Origin of the sequence: Nocardioides marmorisolisilvae, from assembly GCF_031656915.1 — a bacterium.
GTDB lineage: Bacteria > Actinomycetota > Actinomycetes > Propionibacteriales > Nocardioidaceae > Marmoricola > Marmoricola terrisoli.
In genome coordinates this window covers 1,065,073-1,083,405 of the sequence record NZ_CP134227.1, presented here as the reverse complement: position 1 = coordinate 1,083,405, position 18,333 = coordinate 1,065,073, and the positions used below count along the sequence as shown (strand labels likewise).

Here is an 18,333-nt window from a genome sequence, read left to right as displayed (position 1 = left end):
CCTCATAGATATCAGAGTCTGTTCACGAATTTCTACCTTCTCTCGAAGATTCCCAGGGGTGTCACATGGGCCCGATGAGCAGGAACAACGGCCCGATCAGGAACTTCGGAGCTCGACGAACTCACGGCATTAGGGACATGACCAGGCAGACGAGGCGGACCAGCACACGCAGCCGGCGCCGGGACGAGCGCGGGTCGGTGGCCATCGAGGCCGCGATCGGCGTCCCGGCCTTCGGCCTGTTCGTGGCGATGATCATCCTGGGCGGCCGCGTGGAGATCGCCAAGCAGTCCGTGGACGCAGCCGCCTACGAGGCGGCACGAGCGGCCTCCATCGAGCGCACTCAGAGCGAGGCCATCACCTCCGGCAAGTCCGCGGCCACCAGCAGCTTGAACGACCAGGGCCTGCAATGCACGACCACCAACATCACTATCAACGCTGCGGCCTTCAACGCCCCGCTGGGAACCACCGCCCAGGTCACCGCCACCGTGACCTGCAAGGTCGACGTGGCGGACCTGAGCATCCCCGGCCTGCCCGGCACCCGGACGATCACCGCGACCGCCAGCAGCCCCGTCGACGCCTACCGGGAGCGCCGATGATGAGCCACCGCATCCGCTGCCTCATGACGCCGCGCTCGCGCGATGAGCGCGGCTCCATCAGCGTCTGGTTCGCCACCGCAGCACTGGCGATGATCATCCTCGTCGGGATGGCCGTCGACCTCGGCGGCAAGGTCCACACCCAGCAGCAAGCCCGCAGCGCGGCCGCCCAGGCCGCCCGCACCGGCGCCCAGGAGGTTCAGGGCTCGACCGCAGTCCGCGGCGAGGACCTCCGCGTCGACCTCACCGCCGCCAAGACGGCCGCCATGGACTATCTCCGCGCCGCCGGCGTGGAGGGAACCGTCCGCGTCGTCGACGGCGACACCCTGATCGTCACCACCACCGACACATACACCAGCAAGTTTCTCGGGATCATCGGCCTGGACACGATGCAGGTCACCGGGGAGGCGTCCGCGCGGCTCATCCGCGCCGAAGGAGGCATCGAGAGATGACCACCCATCCCACCCTGGGCCAGCGGCTCACCGGCCTCGCAGCCTCTGCCGCCGTACTCGGCATCGTCCTCGGGCTGCCCGCACTATTCCTCGCGATGGGTGCCAGCCCAATCCCGGACCACGTCCCGACCCTGGACGGCATCAAGAACGCGCTCATGGCGCCCGACGACGGCACCCTCGTCCTCGGCCTGTTCAAGGTGATCGGCTGGGTCGCGTGGGTCTTCATGGCGCTGAGCCTGGTCGTGGAGGCCATCGCACGGCTCCGCAAGGTCCAGGCGCCCCAGCTGCCGGGCCTGGGCCGGCCGCAGGCCGCAGCACGCGGCCTCATCGGCCTCGCCGCTCTGCTGTTCATCGCCGCGCCCATCGCCGCCCAGGCAGCCACGATCACCACGGCCGCCGCGGCGCCGGTGACGGTGGGACACGTCAACGCCGGTGCCGCCGACCAGGCGCCCGCCCAGCAGGACGTCAAGGTCGAGACGAAGCAGGAGCGCCAGCGCAAGACCGTCGACCACGCTGTGAAGCCGGGGGAGAGCCTGTGGTCGATCGCCGAGGACCACTTCGGGGACGGTGCCCGCTACAAGGAGCTCGTCGAGCTCAACCGCGACCTCCTCGGCGCGCAGCCGAGCTTCCTCGAGCCCGGTTGGGTTCTCAAACTGCCCGCGCTTAACGGCGGGGCACCGGCGCACGACTACACGGTGCAGCCCACCGACACCCTCAGCGAGATCGCCCAAGAGCAGCTCGGCGACGCCGACCGCTGGCCCGAGATCTACCAGGCCTCCACCGGCATCACCCAGCCCGGCGGGGCCCAGCTGACCGACCCCGACGTCATCGACGTCGGCTGGAAGCTCAACATCCCCGGCGCCGAGCAGGGGGGCAGTCACGACGACACCCGGCACCAGCAGCCGCGCGACGTCGAGCCCGAGACGCCCGCCAGCCCCGAGGACCAGCGGCCCGTCGACCTGCCGGCCGAGGAGGAGCCGCCGGTCGCCCACGAGCCTGAGGTGCCCGAGGTACCCGAGACGGCCGTGCCCGACGCGCCGCCCCAGGCCGAGGAGCCGGCGGCGCCGGCCGCCGACGTCGACCAGGTCGACGACGCTGACGACTCGATCCTCGACGCGCCGTGGGTCCTCGCCGGTCTGACCGGCGGGGGCGTCCTGCTGTCCGGGGCACTGCTCATGGCCCTGCGGTCTCGCCGCCGCGCCGGCTACCGGAACCGGACACCGGGCCGCGCGATCGCCGCGCCGCCTCCGGAGCTCGCGCCGGTCGAGATGACCCTGAACGCCACCGGTGCCGCGGCCGCGGCGACCGTGGAGTTCGCGGACGAGGCGCTGCGCCGCCTCGCGGCCGCCGTCGGCGCGCAGGGCATCACGATGCCGCCGCTCGCTGCCGTGGAACTCGCGCACGGCAAGCTGACCTTGCACCTGAGCGCGCCGGCCGCTGTCCCGGGGCCCTGGGTGGGCAGCCCGGACCAGACCCACTGGCACGTCAGCACGGACACCGCCGTCGACGAGCTTGGCCCGGACACGGGGAACGTCGAGCCGCCCTACCCGCTCCTGGCCACCATCGGCATGAGCGACACCGGTGAGACGTGGCTGCTCAACTGCGAGGAGCTGTCCACTCTCACCATCAGCGGCGACCCGACCTACGGCCGGGACTTCGCCCGCCACCTCGCCGCACAGTTCGCCGTCAACCCGTGGTCGCGGCGCGTGCAGGTCGACTGCATCGGCGTGGCTGAGGAAGCCGTCGCCATGGACGAGCGGATCAGCTACCACCCGACCGGAGCAGCCGGGTCGCTCGCGACCGCGGAGGCCCTCGCGGCCGCCGTCACCACGGTCGACCGGGCGAAGCGACACGACACCGACGTGTCCACGGCACGCACCGGCAGCGTCGACGACGACACCTGGCCGGCCCGGATGCTGTTGCTCGACGCGGCGGCCGGAGACCCCGAGGACCTCGAGCAGCTGCTGCAGCTGGTCACCGACCACGTCGGGCAGTCCGCCACCTCCATCGTCGTCGCCGGCGAGCGCCCCAACACACCGGGCGCCGTCCTGCACATGACGAACACCGGCCGCGTCGTCCTCGAGCAAGCCAGCCTCAACCTCATCGCCGTCGGCCTCACCAGCGACGAGGCCCGCGGCTGCGCCCTGGTCTACGGACAGAGCGAGGTCGCCGAGGACGTCCCCGTGCCGGTCGACGAGACCGCCACCGACGGCTGGGAGGCCTACACCGACCAGTCCGGGGCACTGCGCCGCGAGTACACCCTGCCGCGCAACACCCCCGCGGACGCCGTCGACGAGCCGCTGTCCTCCCTCCTGGAGGGCGACGACCAGGACTACATCCGTCAGAGCGCGATCGTGCAGGAGGACCTCGAGACGCTGGCGCCGAAGGTTCCCGAGCACGTCCGAGCCGAGGTCGAGCAGAGCGACCCCAATCTCGACCAGGACATCGCCGACTGGTTCTCGACCGACTGCGACCGTCCACGGCTCAGCCTGCTCGGTCCGGTCACCGCACGCACCCACGGCAAGGCCCTGGCCAAGCGCAAGCCCTACTTCACCGAGCTCCTCGCGTACCTTGCCCTGCACCGCAAGCACGGAGCCACCCGCGAGGAGATCGGCGAGGCATTCGGGATCACCCCCGGCAAGGTGCGCGACTACACCAACACCGTCCGCGAGTGGCTGGGCTCCAACCCGGCCACTGGAGAGCCCCACCTGCCCCACGCCGACAAGGCACCCGCCACCAAGCTTCGCGGCGTCAACGTCTACCAGGTCGACGACGGTCTCTTGGTCGACCTCCACCTTTTCCTCCGACTGCGCAAGCGCGGGCAGGCCCGGGGCGGCGCGGAAGGCGTCGCCGACCTCTGCACCGCGCTCGAGCTGGTCGGCGAGGCCAAGCCGTTCAGCCAACTGCGTGAAGAGGGATGGTCTTGGCTGGTCAATGAGCCCGACCGCGTCGACCTCATGGCGTCCGGCTGGATCGCCGACGTCGCCCTCATCGTCGTGACCGAGGCTCTCGCCGCCGGCGACCTGGTCAAGGCTCGCTCCGCCGCTTACGTCGCCAACCGGGCCGACCCTGACGGCGAGAGCACCCGCCTGTGCCTGGCCCACGTCATGAAGGCCGAGGGCGACCAGCTCGAGGCCGACCGGATCCTCCGCGAGGAGATCTGCAACCGGTCCGACGACGGCGACGCCCCGCTGGAACTGTCGGAGCGCACGAAGACCATCATCAGTACCCACGGCTGGCTCGCGAGCTGACTCGGGAAGGGAGCACCAGCACATGACCACGTTCGACCAGGAGCTCACCGGCCGCTACGTCGCGGCCGGCGGCGACCGCCCAGACCTCGACGCCCGACGCGTGGCCAGGGCCGTCTTCGTGCGCGACACCATCCGCACCCTCTACAACGCCGACAAGCAGTTCGGCATCGACCCCGCCGACAACGGCTCGCTGGCCGAGCTCGTCGACGCCGCCGAAGAACACCTCGAGCACATTGCCACCGACGTCAGCCAGCGATCAGTCATGGCGCCGCCCAACATAGGAGGAGACACCGCATGAGGAAGCACCACTCCGCACTCGGGGGAGTGGCCCTCGCCCTCGCCCTCACCCTCACGGGCTGCTCGGACGACAGCACCGACCCCGAGGCCGAGGACACCCCGACCGCTACGCCGAGCTCGAGCCCGACGAGCACTGCGCCGACGCCGCAGACTCCCGAGGAGAAGGCGGCGGCCCAGCTGGCGATGTACCTCGAGGTACGCGACCTCGCTTACCGGAAGCGGGACATCAACTTCAAGGCGCTCAATCCGGTCGCGACCGGTGAGGAGTTTCTGCAGTTGCAGCACACCGTCGCGAGCATGATGAATGAAAACGTCACGGTGACCGGGGAGTACGCACACACGCTCGACGCGCCGCGGAATCGCGGGACCTCGATCCTGATCATCGACTGCGAGGACCGCACCAGGGTCACCTGGAAGAACGACGGGGCGATCAGGCAACCGGACTTCACCGACCCCAACGGAAACCCGCTCCGCAACCCCGCCCCGGTTGAGTACACGCTCGTCAAGGACAAGGGTGCGTGGAAGGTCTCCGACTCGGACCTGCTTTGGGACCAGCCATGCTGAGGAGACTCATTGCTCTGTTGGTGGCGTTGGCAGGGTCGCTCGTCATCGTGTTCGTCACCGCCTCCGCCGCGAGCGCTGACTGCACAGCGGACCCGGTGACCGGCGAAGTTGTCTGTGACGACGAGGATGGCGGCAACGACGGCGGTGACGGCGGTGACACCGGTGGCTCGTCGACTTGCTCGACCTCAGACGGTAGGGAGATCCCGTGCACTGGCCCCGGCGGGTCGGTATGGAGCAGCAGCCATCAGTGCTGGGTCGGCGACGTCTGGGATCCGGGTGGGGAGGGCCCACTGCCGCCCCCTGGACAGAGCAACGAGGATGGTGCGTGGCACATCTGCTACTGGCCGCCCCCAGGCTCCTCATGGGATCCGGTCTGGATCCAGAACGGCACGGTCACGATCGACCCGGTGGTTCTCGCCAATCGCGCGATCGCGTCGATGGACCTGGATCCGATCAGGATCGGCATCGTTCCCGAGCCCGGCCCCAACCGGATCGGACTCGTTGGTCTGCCGGTGTGGATGTGGGTCGACAGCCCGACCGATGACACGTTCGGACCGATCACCGCGTCCGCCAGCGAAGGGCCGGTCTCGGTCGGCGCCACCGCCAGCGTCTCCAGCATCGTGTGGAACATGGGCGACGGCACCAAGGTGACCTGCACCGGCAAGGGGACGCCGTACGCCGATCACTACGGCAAGCAGGACTCCCCGACCTGCGGGCACCGCTACGCGAAGATGTCGACCGACCAGCCCGAGGGTGCGTACCAGGTCACCGCGGCCAGTCACTGGGTGGTCGAGTGGACCGGTGGCGGGCAGTCCGGAACCATCGAGTTCGACCTTGCCACCGAGCCCCTCCCGATCCGCATCGGGGAGGCCCAGGTGCTGACCCAGTGACCCTGTACTAGCCGACCGACCCACCGACACAGGTCCCGTCCTCTCAGCAGGAAGGGGACCTGTGTCGTTCGCTGCCCGAGCGCGCCCCGAGGTACCGGGCCCGCCGAGCGGAGCTGCTCGTGCTGCCGCTGCTGGACGTGAAAGAGCCCCAGGCGTCTCGGGTCACCTGGGGCTCGCGAGAAGTAGAGCATGGGGTGGCTCGCCTGCGCTGATGAATAGGAAATCGCGCGGACCTAGACGCTCGCCTTCGGGGGGCCAGCTGGCCCGTCACGTGACCTGGGTGCCCGCCCTTCTGGCGGTCTGGGGTCCGCCGATCTGCGAGCTCGCCCTCGTGTCAAGGGACAGTAGGAACTGCCCAGGGGCGGACATGAAACCTGCCCGCTGACGGCCACGAGAACTGCCCGGTGGTGGCCACGGGATCTGCCCAAGGGGGCGGTGGCCACCACCGACCGGGGTGCTCAGCTCAACGGGCTCACCCCCTGGCCGGCGAGTGCCTGGGTCAGGCGCACGCTGTCGCCGCTGGTCTGGCAGACGTGGGCGTGGTGGAGCAGCCGGTCGACTGTGGCGGTGGCCAGCGTCTTGGGCATGAGCTCGTCGAACCCGGACGGGTGCAGGTTCGAGCTGATCGCGACCGAGCGCTTCTCATAGGCGGCGTCGACGAGGCGGTAGAGGCCTTCGGCGGCGTCGGCGGCGACGGCCAGGAGCCCGATGTCATCGACGATGACCAGGTCGGCCCGCAGGATTCGGGCGATGGCCTTGGTGACGGTGTCGTCCGCACGGTGCCGGCGCAGCAGGACGCCGAGGTCTTCCAGGGTGAACCAGGCGACCTTGAGTCCCTGCTCGACGGCTTGTTGTCCGAGCGCTTCGAGCAGGAACGTCTTCCCGGTCCCGGATGGCCCGCAGACCACGAGGTTCTCTCGCCGGTGGACCCACTCCAAGGTCCGCAGCGCCTGCTGGGTCGGGGCCGGGATCGAGGAGATCTCGGGCTGCCACGCATCGAACGTCTTGCCGGTCGGGAACCCTGCGGCCGCCCGCCTCGTGGCCAAGGCGGAGCGTTCCCGGCCGGCGACCTCCTCAGCGAACAGGGCCTTGAGGACCTCGGCGGGCTCCCAGCGTTGGGCCTTCGCGGTCGCGACCACCTCGGGCGCGTGGCGACGGATGTGCGGCAGCCGCAGCTTGCGCAGCAGCTCCTCCAACTCGACCGGCAACGGCGGCGCGGTGCTGATGGGGCTCCTCGTCGTCATCGGGTCACCTCGCCGTCGCCGTCCGCGGTGGACCGCTGGCCGAGCCGTGCCCACGCGGCGGTGCCCTGGGTCAGCGAGGAGTCCTCGCTGGCACGATGCTCACCTGTGCCGGGCTGCCGGGCGTGGTGGTCCAGGATCGAAGAGAGGTCGGCCTCGGCGAACCGGCCATGGACCGCGGCGTGGCCCAGTGCCCAGTCGACCTCGACGGGGTCGAACAACTTGGCCAACGCGAGCGCCTCGGTCATCTTGACCCGCATCCGCGGCGTGCCCGCGGCAGCCGCCTCGACCAACCACAGCCGGGCCCCCTCACCCAGGTCGAGGAACTCCGACTCCGCGGCGTTCTTCGCTCGGGGCTGGCGGTCCAGCGGGCCGGACGGCTGGGGCGGGAAGTGCCCGTCATCGATCTTCGGCGTTCCCGGCGTGGCGCGACGGTGGCGGGCGACCTCGATCGGACCGTCGTCGCCGACATGAACGATGACGACCCACTCGTCCTCACCGACCCCGTGGGTGCGGACCCACACTGTTGCACCGAGCAGGGTGTGTGGGACCGAGTACTGGCCGGACTCGAACATCACCATCGGGGTGTTCGCCGGCACCATGCGGGTGGTGCCGAACGCGACCGTGTGCGCTCGCGCCGGAACGGGGTGCAGCCGAGCTCGTTCCTCGGCGAGCATCTCGATCGGCGGCCGCTTCGTCGTCCGGTGGGCACGGGTGTTGACCTTCTCGCAGAACGCCTCGCAGGCCGCCTCGAGCTCAGCGAAACTCGCGTACTCCTCCCGCAGGTTGGTGTCCTTGGGGACGAGGTCGGCCTTGCTGATCTTCACCGACGCCTCGGTGCCGCCCTTGGACGCCGGATCCGCGGGCACACAGGTGTGCACCACGACCGAGTAGTGCTCGGCGAAGGTGACCAACTGCTGGTTCCTGACCGGGATCCCGGCGATGTGCTCGACCGTGACGGTCTTCTCGTTGTCGGTCAGCACGTAGGTCGGCACTCCACCGAGTCGGCGGAACGTGACGTCCAGCGCGGCGAACACGGACGGCATCGTCTTGTCACGCAACGGCAGCACGACCCGGAACCGCGACCACGCCAGCCACGCCACGAACAGCACCGTCTTGACGCCGTCGACGACCGGGCCGTCGCCGTAGTCGTACTGCAGCCACATCCCCGGCTCGGTGACCCAGGGCCGGTGCACCCGCACCCGACCAGAGCGATAGGACGCCTTGACTTTAGCGACCGCGCGGCGTGTGGTGCGTTCCGAACCCTTGTAGCCCAACGCCACGAGCTTCTCGTGGGCGACATCGGCACGGACCTTCCCGAACGACCGCTCGACCCACTCCTCGACCTTGGGCAGGTACTCATCGATCAACTGCAGCCGGGCTGCGGTCTGGTCCAGCTCCCCGCCGGCAGCGCGGCGGTCCACGTAGTGCTTCACCGTGTGGTGCGAACAGCCGGCCAACTCACCGGCATCACGAAACGACCCAGTCAGGTCGTAGGCATCCAAGATTTCCATGATCTCCTCGGCAGACTTCACATGTCCCTCCTCAGGGGCGAACGGCGCATCAGCACCGCCAACCGCACCTGAGGAGGGGCCTCAACCGTGGGAACCGGTGAGGCAGACGACGTCGTGTCGGGCAGATCCCATGACCGTCAGTGGGCAGTTCTCATGTCCGCCACCGGGCAGCTTCGTGGCCGTCTCCGGGCAGTTTCTCGTGGCCGCCGACACCCTCGACACAGCGTGGCCTGACGGCCGCTTGGTCCGGCAGGAAGTCAGGCGAGGATGCAGTCGGCGAGTGGGGCGCGGAAGCGCTGCGAGAGCACGGATCTGAGTTGGAGGAACAGGGACACGTCGCCGGGGAGCACGTGAGCGACAGCTGCGCTCAGTACTGCTGCCGCCTCGGGGATGTTCAGGCAGGCGATGAGGTCGGCTTCGTGCTCCTCGACGAAGACCTCGTCCTTGATTGCCTTCATCGCGGCGGCAGCGCCACGGATGACAGGGTCGAGAGCGGCGGGGTGGGGGCTGGTGTCGAGCTCGTCGTCGAACGCTGTCCAGTCCACGCCCGGCGGGCAGGGGTGGGGAGTGCTGGCCAGCTGGTTCAGGACCAAGCCGAGTCCCAGTGTGCGCTCGTTGACCTGCAGATCGTGCTCGATGGCGGACACCATCTCTGCCGCGCTGGCGACCGTCAGACGGTTTGCGGTGGCTGTGAGGTCGTCACGCATCATTCGTGCTACTGCGTCTCGTTGTTCGGCACCGCTGTCGGCGTAGCGCAGAAGGATGCGTAGCGACCGGTCCAGGTTGAACGCAGAGGGCGCGTCCAGTACGTGGAGCCCGTGAGCCAAGATGCGGCGGCTCCAGTTCGGCCATGCGCGCGCCATACCGTCGTCAAGGACGTCGAGAGCTACCTCGGGGCCGATCGGTAGATGCGATCCGAATCGTTCGGGAGCCTCCGGGTCGACCGTCTCGATGAGCTCGACCACGGCCTGATGTTCGTGGGCGCGAGGTTCCGCGAACATCTTTCCTGTCGCGAACAACCAGGTGTTGCGCCAATGTGGGCTGGGGGCCAGGAGACGTAGCCGGTTGATCAGGGTCTCAAGGGGCGCGTCGCTGATTCGCCGGGCCGCCATGAGTTCTTGGAGTGAGCGCACGTCGAAACCGAAGCCGTCGTTCCGGGGCGCGATCAGGACCAGTCGCTGTGTGGCAGACCTAATGATCGAGTCCAGGACGTCGGAGTGGTGCCCGTCGGGCTTGAACTCGGCGTCGTTGAGGATGTGCCAGACGATGTCGCGCAGCTCCGGCTCTGTTAGGACAGCCGTGGAGTGGTCGGCCGTCTCGCTGCGCTGTTGAAGCACGAAGCCGGCGCGCTCGTGAAGCTGGTGGATGAACGGCTCGTACTTGGTCAGGAGCGTGCGGACCATCGTCGGTTTGTTGCGCTCTCGTCGTACGACGGTGTCGTAATAGCTCCAGAACAGGCTGTACCGGTCTGGTGCGATGGTCCCTGCGCCGTCGACGATGATCGACAAGATGAGTACCTGCAGCGGCGTCCGCAGCAGTTTGACGAGGTTCTCATCCTGCGCAGCGTTCCGAAGGGCCGTGACGACCTTGCCGATCCGCTCGTCGTCGCCGCTAAGGCGTACTTGGGCGGCCTTAGTTCCGAAGGCGACGGCCTCAGCGGGTGTCAGGTCGTCCAGTCCGACGGTTTCGAACGACGTCGGGTCGATGTTTTCGGTGTAGCCAACCGGGCGGGTCGTGATGACGGCAAGTAGGTCGCATCGGTCTCCCTCTGCGTTGTTGACGAACTCCACGACGCGCTCGATCACCGTGCGCCGCGTCTCTGGCTCGGTGACCTCGTCCAGGCCATCGAATACGACTAGCCAGGGCCAAGCGCGCAGCCAGGAGGTCAGCGTTGCGGGAGTGACGGTGCCATGGTTCGACTTCTTGCTGATGTGTTCGGCCACGTATCGCATCAGCGATTCGTCGAGCTTGTGGCCTCGTTCCTCCGCGTAGTCGGCGAGGTCGATGCGCAGCGGCCAGCGCCGGTGCCGCGGGAGTTGGTGCCCCAGCCTCCGCAGCACGTCCACGGTCCCGGTGATCACGGTGTCGTGGTTGGCCGCTGGTGCCGTGGAGCCTTTGAGCGCTGCAACCCGGTATGCCTGCACGATCAGCTTGGAGATCGTGGTCTTCCCGTTGCCCGGCTGGCCGGTGAGGACGATGTGGCGCGGCCCGTCCACAGCTGTGATGTCTCGAGCTAGGAGGTTGTCTCCCCGCTCGAAGACATGCCGCAGCACGGTGCTCCTGTGGCCTCCGCCCGGGAAGGTCACGGGGAGATCGATGGCGCCCTCGTGCACCGGGATGCCGCGGTTTTCGCGGTCACCGGCGTCGTCGAAGTACACGAGCCCGTCGGAGAGTAGTTCGGTGCGTGCCTGGTCAAGCAGAACCGGTTCGCTGTCCTTAACGGCGATGTTGCCCGTGAGTTCAGAGATGAAGGTGAAGACGTCGCTGGCGGTCAAGAAGGCGTCGAACCGGCGGCGCACGCCTTCGTGCGTGCTCAACAGAGCGTCTAGCTGGTTGCCGTCCCAGAATCGGATCGTCTTGATGTGCGCGATCCGCTTGCGCCGCTGGACCCTATCGAGAATTGCATCCTGATCGTCGATGTCGCGGCTGGGGTCGTTGAGTCTGTCGCGGTAGGCCTTGATGTTCTTGCGGATGGCGTCGTGGCCGCCCGTGTTCTGAACGGGCGTGAGTGCGACGTTGGTGATGAAGACGAGCTGATCGGGCAGGGGATCGCGCGGGTCCTTCCTATCCCACTCAGCCCAGGCGTCGAGTTCCTTCTTGACCTCTCCCCACAACCACGAGGCATTGGTGGTCTCCGAGTCGGAGATCTTGTCGTGATGCTTGACCTGGAAGACGGTGTAACCGCTGAAGGTGTCTTCTGAGGGCTCGAGTGCTGAGGCGAACTTCAGGTTGCCCTCGAAGTACAGATCGCGGCCGCCGTCCTTGCCAGCGCCCATGACCTGGACACCTGGGCCGAACTCGGCGATCGCCAGCGCAGCGGCCATCGACTGAAAGGCACCGGGGCACAACAACTGCAGCTGGTGCTTCACGGACGACTCCACTGTTCGACGGACGGCTCAAGGTAGCAACGCGCAGCGACACGGCGGGTTCGACCCGCGCGGTCACCCGTCCGTCTGTCACCAGGGCGCTGCCGCGGAGCGAATCCCTACCGATTCTGTGTTGAAAGGTAGGGGCGTCGCGTTTGGAAACGTTCGGCGCATCTCGACGAATAGGCCCCGCGCCACCCTGGTCAAGAAGTTTCTGCAATTTTCGGGGGGACGCCCTCTGACCTGCGGAAACGCGCGTCCCTCCTCTGCGTCCCCCCTCCAAATCGGGGGTTTGGGGGGACGGATGCGGGGACGCCCGCTCGCGACCTTTCTGCCGTGCACAGCCACGGACGAAAGGGGAGCGAGTGCGATGAGTGTGGGTGACCAGCTCGGCCTCGACGACAACAGCGAACTGCTCGACCAGGCCCGCCAGAAGTGGCCGGCTTGGGTGGCCGCGGATCCACGGCTTGGAGTCGTCGAGGAGTTCGACGACCTCCGGGCCTGGCTGCCCTCGGTGGACAGCGCAGCCTCTGACGAGGTCCTCCTGGCGCTGGCCATGCTGGCGGCTCCGGATGGCGGCGACGACATCGCTGCTGCGGCCGCGCTCGCCAAGTGCCTGCTGCCCGGCGCGTGCCGGCTCGCCGGCTGGCTGAGCACCCTCCCTCCCCGCGAGGTCTTCCGCGACAGCCAGCCCGTCGCGGCAGGCTCCTGGTCGGCCGTCGAGCGGATCGACGAGCTGGTGGCCTCCCAGCTGTGGATCGAGGTTCGGACCTTCAAGTGGCGCCGGCTGCGCAAGGTCGCCGCGAACATCCTGATCAACACTCGCGGCGGCGTCCTCCGCGAGGTCGGGGACTTCTTCTACGTCTCCCGGGCCGACCGCACGTGGGCGAACACCACCCTCGTGGAGTCCTTCTCGTCCGGAGACTTGGCCGACGGCGACGCAGGAGTGTGGAGCGCCGCCGCGATGCCGACCGAACGGGTTGCTGGCGCCCTGTTCCACCGTCCCGAGATCCTCGCCGACGCCGGCCCGGAGCAGGAGGAGCCGTCGGCCACCGAGGAGCTGCTGGAGCTGCTGGCGTGGGCCTGCGAGAACCAGGTGATCAGCCCGGCCGACCGGTACCTGCTGCTGTGCCTGGTCGACGAGGCCGACCGGGTCGAGACCCGCAACCTTGCTCGCGGCTACGGCGGTCTGCTGAGCAACGAGGTGTCCAGCCGGGTCGCGCCGCGGGTCGGGGTGTCCGAGGCAACCGTCCGTCGCCGCGGCTCGCGCAGCATGCGCGCCCTCGCCGCGGCCGCCCCGAGGAAGTTCGGCCATGACGAATGAGCGCAACCGTGATCGCTCCCACCGCCCCACGACACATAGGCGACTGGAGGTGGTGAAGCCCATGACGAACACCCAGGACGACCGCGAGAGCCGGACGCCGGAGCAGGTTGCCGAGCTGTTCGCGATCGCCGGCCGCGAGACCGAGGCGATCGAGCAGCTCACCGGCTGCGTCGCCCAGCTGCACGAGGTCCAGGCCGCCAAGGCACAGCTGGCAAGCCTGACTCCGGCTGAGGTCCGCGCCGCGCTTGAGTTCCGCCGCGGCGGCATCGGGGAGGCCCAGTGAGCACCCAGATCTCCAGCCGCCCGGTCGGGGTCGACGAGCTCAAGCGGGCCTGGGATGCCGTGAACGCCGGCAAGTTCCGCACCGGCGTCGGCGCCGGCAGGGGACCCCGCGGCCGCGGCCCCGCCGCCGCGGACGACTGGTCGCCAGCCGCGGGGGAGCACACCATCGCGGTGATCGGATGCGCCGGGTCGGTCGGGGCCAGCACCATCGCCCTGGCTGCCGGCCTGGCTGCCGCCGGCCCGGTCCGGGTGATCGAGTGCTGCTCGGTCACCGCCTCTGGTCTCGCCGCCGCAAGCACCGCCGAGCTCGGCCTGCACCCGACCGACTGGCGTCAGGGCAAGCGCGACCACGTCCTGCTCGAGCGGGCCAGCGAGGTGCTCGCCGGCGTCGACGAGATTCCGCTGCCGATCGACGCCGAGAACGAGACCCAGCTGACCATCCTCGACGTCGGCTGGGAGGCCGGCCTGCTGCTGGCCACCGACTGCTGGCTCGCCGAGGCCGTCCGCACCGCCGACCAGGTCGTCCTGGTCACCACCGCCACCGTCCCCGGGATGCGTCGCGCCTCGGTCGCGCTCGAGCTGCTGGCCAACCACTGGCAGCCCGAGCAGATCGCCCTCGCCGTGCGTGGGCCGCGCCGCAAGAAGTGGCCCCGGGGCCTCGAGCACGCCGGCGGCCCCGCCGTACGTCGCGCCCTGGTCGCGGACCGGTGCGTGGAGATCCCCGAGGAACGCGAGCTCGCGGTCAACGGCCTGGACTCCCGGCCCGTCCCGGCCCCCCTCATCTCGGCAGCCCGTCAGCTGCTCGAGCCCGCCCACCTGTCCACCGACACCAGCGAAAGCGCCTGACCCGCACCGAGTCAGCAAACCCAGAAAGGAAGTCCACCCATGGACGTCATGACCGCTCTCCTCCCGATGGCCGCCCAGGTCTGCCCGAAGGCGCCGCCGGGTGCCGTCGGACCCACCAACGAGATCACCAGTTACGTGCTGTGGGGCGTCATCGTCCTGTTCGGCCTCGGCATCGTGATCGCCATCGGCGCGATCATCGCCGGCCGCGTGTTCTCCCTGCCGCACGCCTCCAAGGTCGGGGTGATCTCGGTGGTGGTCGTGTTCGCCTGCGCGATCGCCTACCTGGTCCTGCCCGGCATGCTCAACGGGATCCTCGGCAAGGGCTGCATCTGATGCGGCGCGCAGCCACGAAGAAGGCCGAAGGTGCCACGGAGTGGGGCCGGCGCCGCCTGCTCGGAATCCTGGTCGCCGCCGTCGTCGTGGCGGTGCTCCTGCTCGGTGGCCTCGGCTACGCGGTCTACCTGGCCGTCGCCGGGATCGGCGAGGAAGCCAGCGCCAACACCGACGTCGCCACCGGCGAGACCGATCGCTCGACGGTGGCCCAGGGTGCCGTGCATCGCGACGAGGTAGCGGCCGAGCCGATGCTGGCCGTTCCCGAGAGCGCCGCCTTCCCGGCCGAGACCACCAGCGCCAAGGTGCCCGTCATCAAAGTCCCGGCTGGCACCGGTGTGAACGGACCGGCGTTCGTGATGACCGGGTTCCCGCACACCCCCGAGGGCGCGATCGGGCAGCTCGCGCAGATCGACCTGGCGGTGCTGCAGTCGATGAGCCTGACCACCGCGGCGGAGGTCTACAACGCCTGGGCTCTGCCCGGCGGGGTCCGCGCCGAGGAGTGGTGGATCACCGCCAGCGTCCAGGCCTTCTTGACCAGCACCGGAATGGGCGAGGTCAAGGACCCCAGCGCCTCGGTCTCCCTCGAGCCGGCCGCCGCGCTCGTGAAGGGCACCGACGGGCCCGACTGGACCACCGTCTGCGTGCTGATGAAGGTCACCGCCTCCTACAAGCAGGAAGGCCAGATCGCCTTCGCCCATTGCGAGCGCATGCAGTGGGTCGGCGGGCGCTGGATGGTCGCTCCCGGCGCCCCGCCCGCACCCGCCCCCGCGACCTGGCCCGGCACGCAGCTGGCCCACGAGGCCGGCTGGCGCACCTGGTCGACCGACGACACCACTGACCCTGACCACATCGAATGGGACCACTGATGAAGAACCTGACGACCGGCAACGACGACTCGCGGGCCACCCTGGTGCGCATCGGCATCCTGGTGGGGATCGCCTGCATGGTGGCCACCGTCGTCTGGCTCGGTGCTCGCACCCGGGCCGACGACGACTCCGGCGGCCCCGACGCCACCGGCGGGGACAACTCGAGCCAGACGGTCGAGAACGCATCGGTCGAGCAGGTCGCACCGGACACCGCGCCGGTCGACGGAGTCGTAATCCCGACCGGCGACGACCAGGTCGACGGCTACCCGACGGGATTTCCGGCCACCGACCTGGGCGCCGTGGCGCTTCAGGTCGAGCTGGCCAAGGCACAGCTCGGGTTCGACTACGACCAGGCCGTCACCGTCGCCCGCCTCTACGCCAATTTCGAGGACAAGGCCGTCTTCGAGGAGCGCTCCCGCGCCGCGGTCGCGCTGCGCCGCCAGCAGGCCGGCGTCGCGAAGGAGGGCGACGTGCCCGCCCCCGCGTCGTACGCCGTCACCCCGGTCGCCTTCACACTCGAGGAGCTCGACACCGGCTACTACGCGGTGAACCTGCTCAGCTACGTCACCCTCACCACCGTTGACGGCCAGGTCAAGGACAGCCTCTACGCCGGCACCCAGCTGATGCGGTGGCTCGACGGTGACTGGCGACTGGTCCAGGGCAGCGAAGCGGACATCGAGCACCTGGTCTCGGAGGGCCAGCCGCAGGCGGTGGCGCCCGGCACCCCCGAGTTCGCGAAGGCCGGCTGGATCCGGATCAACGGAGCTCCCCAGTGAGCACCGTCATCACCGCCGTGCGCCGGGCGAGCCGACTCGCCAACGCCGCCCTGGCGCTCCTGGTGCTCACCACGCTCCTCGGAGCTGCCTCGACCCTCCAGCCTCCCGCCGCAGCGGCCAGCGAGCCGGCCGCCAGCACGGCGCACCTCGCTCCGATCGCCCCGGTGGTGGCCAGCGGCACTTTGCCGGCCCGCAACCTCAAGATGGGCTGCCCGGGGCCCGACGCCCTGTGCGATCTCGGCGGCGACGCCGTCGACTGCGCCAAGGACCCGATCGATTGCGGCAAGGACGCCGCCGGCGATGTGAAGGACGGTGCCGGCGACCTGCTCGACGGCGCGGGAGATCTGCTCCCCGACGGCTGCGGGATCCTCGACGCGATCTGCGGCAACATCGGCGGGTTGCCCGGGCTTCCGGGCGTCCCTGGGCTGCCCGGGATCCCCGGTCTGCCGAACGTCGGTGACCTCTTCGGCGGCGGCATCCCCGGTCTCGGTGACATCCCCAACCCGTTCGAGGCCATCGGCGACGTCATCGCCAAGGCCGCGGCCGACGCCTGGACCGCGGCCATGCTCGCGATCTGGAACTCCGGCCTGTTCGTGCTGCGCATCGTGCTCACGTTCAGTGAGCTGTTCTTGACTCCGGACCTGAGCGCCGACGGCCCGGGCAAGGACGTCTACGCCTTCACCCTGTGGCTGGCGCTGGCCCTGGTGGTCATCTTGGCGATGCTCCAGCTCGGCGCCGCGGCCTTCAAGCGCGAGGGCAAGAGCCTCGCCCGGGCCTTCATCGGGTCCGGCCAGTTCGTCTTGGTGTGCGCCTGCTGGTTCGGGTACTGCGTCATGATCATCGCGGCGTGCGGGGCGCTGACCAAGGCGCTGATGAAGTCGCTGCTCAAGGTGCAGACCTGGCCCGACTGGGACCCGCTCGGCGGACTCGGCATCGACGACATCGCCGACGCCGGCGTGGCCACCGCTCTTGCCTTCCTGGGGATCTTCCTGTGGCTGGCCGCCATCGGGCACGTCCTGGTCTACCTGGCCCGCGCGGCGTCCCTGCTGGTGCTCACCGCCACGGGGCCGCTCGCGGCCGCCGGCCTGGTCTCGGAGTTCACCCGCTCCTGGTTCTGGAAGTCGCTGCGCTGGTTCCACGCCGCGGCGTTCACCCCGGTGCTGATGGTGATGGTGCTGGGCATCGGCGTGCAGTTCGCCAACGGAGTCGCCGCCCACCTGGCCGAGGACACAGCCAAGGCGTTCGGCACCGCGCTGCCGGCCGTGATGACGATCCTGATCAGCGTCGTCGCCCCGCTGTCCCTGTTCAAGCTCCTGGCCTTCGTCGACCCCGGCACCCCCAGCGGCGCGTCGTTCCGCCAGGGCATGGCCATCCAGGGCGGCCTCCAGGGCCTGCTCAGCGGCGGCGGCGCAGGTGGCGGCTCGTCGGCTGCGTCGACCACTGACGCCAACGGCCGCTCCTCGGGCGAGCAGAGCGCCGAAGCCTCGACCGGCGACCGGTTCAGCAAGTCGACCCAGGGCGCCCTGGGCAGCTTCGGGCCGGTCGGCCAGGCCCTGTCGACCGGCATGGGCTGGATCAACTCCGCCGGCGCGAAGGCGACCTCTCTGATGTCGGACGAGAGCAACCAGGCCGGTGTGGGCCAGAGCACCTACGGCCCCGACTTCAGCGGCCTGGGTGGACGGCAGTCCGGTGGCCAGTCCGGCGGCCAGGGCGGGACCCACCCCGGGTCGCAGAACGGCGACCAGAGCGAGGAGGACTCGTCGATGCCGACCCCGCCCACGCCTCCTGCGCCGCCCACCCCGACGACGCTGCCCACCGGCGGCGGCCCCGGCGGCGGTTCAGGCGGCCAGGGCGGCGGAGGAGCTGACGCCGCTCCCAAGACCCCGGCCGCCGGCGGTGGGGGAGCGGCTGGCAGTGCCGGCGGCGCCGGCGCGGCAGCTGGCGGCATCCCACCGGTGGCGGTGTAACCGATGCGCCGACCGCCCCAGCTCGAGCACCGATCGACACCCACCGATCTC

The 18,333-nt window shown here is 69.6% G+C and carries 16 protein-coding genes; 13 read left to right on the top strand and 3 right to left on the bottom strand.

All coding sequences use genetic code 11. The annotated features are described in order from the left end of the window. Nucleotides 1-137 precede the first annotated feature (137 nt). From Q9R13_RS05175 to Q9R13_RS05150, 6 genes are read left to right on the top strand one after another with little or no spacing between them, the layout of a single operon-like run. The gene (locus Q9R13_RS05175) at nt 138-596 is read left to right on the top strand and encodes a TadE/TadG family type IV pilus assembly protein (RefSeq protein WP_056680595.1); all 459 of its coding nucleotides are present in this window, start codon (nt 138-140) and stop codon (nt 594-596) included. Nucleotides 597-619: 23 nt separating this feature from the next. Then, the gene (locus tag Q9R13_RS05170) at nt 620-1,045 is read left to right on the top strand and encodes a pilus assembly protein TadG-related protein (protein WP_310964006.1); all 426 of its coding nucleotides are present in this window, start codon (nt 620-622) and stop codon (nt 1,043-1,045) included. Beyond that, complete coding sequence (locus tag Q9R13_RS05165) at nt 1,042-4,296, top strand: LysM peptidoglycan-binding domain-containing protein (protein WP_310964005.1); 3,255 nt, start codon at nt 1,042-1,044, stop codon at nt 4,294-4,296. The genes Q9R13_RS05170 and Q9R13_RS05165 overlap by 4 nt, the downstream gene beginning before the upstream one ends. A gap of 22 nt (nt 4,297-4,318) precedes the next feature. Then, entirely contained in the window at nt 4,319-4,594 is a 276-nt protein-coding gene (locus Q9R13_RS05160; protein WP_056680600.1) for a hypothetical protein, read from the top strand. After that, nucleotides 4,591-5,157: a hypothetical protein gene (locus Q9R13_RS05155; RefSeq protein ID WP_056680603.1), complete on the top strand. Its 567-nt coding sequence runs from the start codon at nt 4,591-4,593 to the stop codon at nt 5,155-5,157. Before Q9R13_RS05160 ends, Q9R13_RS05155 begins: the two co-directional genes overlap by 4 nt. Then, complete coding sequence (locus Q9R13_RS05150) at nt 5,151-6,047, top strand: hypothetical protein (RefSeq protein WP_310964004.1); 897 nt, start codon at nt 5,151-5,153, stop codon at nt 6,045-6,047. Before Q9R13_RS05155 ends, Q9R13_RS05150 begins: the two co-directional genes overlap by 7 nt. A gap of 458 nt (nt 6,048-6,505) precedes the next feature. Here the strand turns inward: Q9R13_RS05150 and istB are convergent, their stop codons facing one another. The 3 genes from istB to Q9R13_RS05135 all read right to left on the bottom strand — a co-directional run bounded on the left by istB (nt 6,506) and on the right by Q9R13_RS05135 (nt 11,846). Then, a complete protein-coding gene (gene istB, locus Q9R13_RS05145) occupies nt 6,506-7,291 on the bottom strand; it encodes an IS21-like element helper ATPase IstB (RefSeq protein ID WP_021473521.1) in 786 nt (261 codons plus the stop codon). After that, nucleotides 7,288-8,823, bottom strand: coding sequence for an IS21 family transposase (gene istA, locus Q9R13_RS05140; RefSeq protein ID WP_021473522.1), 1,536 nt, complete (start codon nt 8,821-8,823; stop codon nt 7,288-7,290). Before istA ends, istB begins: the two co-directional genes overlap by 4 nt. 236 nt (nt 8,824-9,059) lie before the next feature. Then, nucleotides 9,060-11,846, bottom strand: coding sequence for an NACHT domain-containing protein (locus tag Q9R13_RS05135; protein ID WP_310964002.1), 2,787 nt, complete (start codon nt 11,844-11,846; stop codon nt 9,060-9,062). 412 nt (nt 11,847-12,258) lie between these two features. Here Q9R13_RS05135 and Q9R13_RS05130 point away from each other — a divergent pair, with 412 nt between their 5' ends. From Q9R13_RS05130 to Q9R13_RS05100, 7 genes are all read left to right on the top strand, one after another. Beyond that, nucleotides 12,259-13,212: a hypothetical protein gene (locus Q9R13_RS05130; RefSeq protein ID WP_310964001.1), complete on the top strand. Its 954-nt coding sequence runs from the start codon at nt 12,259-12,261 to the stop codon at nt 13,210-13,212. A 61-nt stretch (nt 13,213-13,273) separates the two neighbouring features. Continuing rightward, nucleotides 13,274-13,495 carry a hypothetical protein gene (locus tag Q9R13_RS05125; protein ID WP_056680613.1) on the top strand — a complete coding sequence of 74 codons (222 nt, stop codon included), beginning with the start codon at nt 13,274-13,276 and terminating at the stop codon, nt 13,493-13,495. Beyond that, nucleotides 13,492-14,340 (top strand): hypothetical protein, encoded by an 849-nt coding sequence (locus Q9R13_RS05120; protein ID WP_310964000.1) that lies wholly within the window; start codon nt 13,492-13,494, stop codon nt 14,338-14,340. Before Q9R13_RS05125 ends, Q9R13_RS05120 begins: the two co-directional genes overlap by 4 nt. A 39-nt stretch (nt 14,341-14,379) precedes the next feature. Continuing rightward, nucleotides 14,380-14,673 (top strand): hypothetical protein, encoded by a 294-nt coding sequence (locus Q9R13_RS05115; protein WP_011755687.1) that lies wholly within the window; start codon nt 14,380-14,382, stop codon nt 14,671-14,673. Next, nucleotides 14,673-15,539, top strand: coding sequence for a hypothetical protein (locus tag Q9R13_RS05110; RefSeq protein WP_310963999.1), 867 nt, complete (start codon nt 14,673-14,675; stop codon nt 15,537-15,539). The genes Q9R13_RS05115 and Q9R13_RS05110 overlap by 1 nt, the downstream gene beginning before the upstream one ends. Next, nucleotides 15,539-16,315 (top strand): hypothetical protein, encoded by a 777-nt coding sequence (locus Q9R13_RS05105; protein ID WP_310963998.1) that lies wholly within the window; start codon nt 15,539-15,541, stop codon nt 16,313-16,315. The genes Q9R13_RS05110 and Q9R13_RS05105 overlap by 1 nt, the downstream gene beginning before the upstream one ends. After that, nucleotides 16,312-18,282, top strand: a complete 1,971-nt coding sequence (locus Q9R13_RS05100; protein WP_310963997.1) for a type IV secretion system protein — start codon at nt 16,312-16,314, stop codon at nt 18,280-18,282. Before Q9R13_RS05105 ends, Q9R13_RS05100 begins: the two co-directional genes overlap by 4 nt. Nucleotides 18,283-18,333 lie beyond the last annotated feature (51 nt).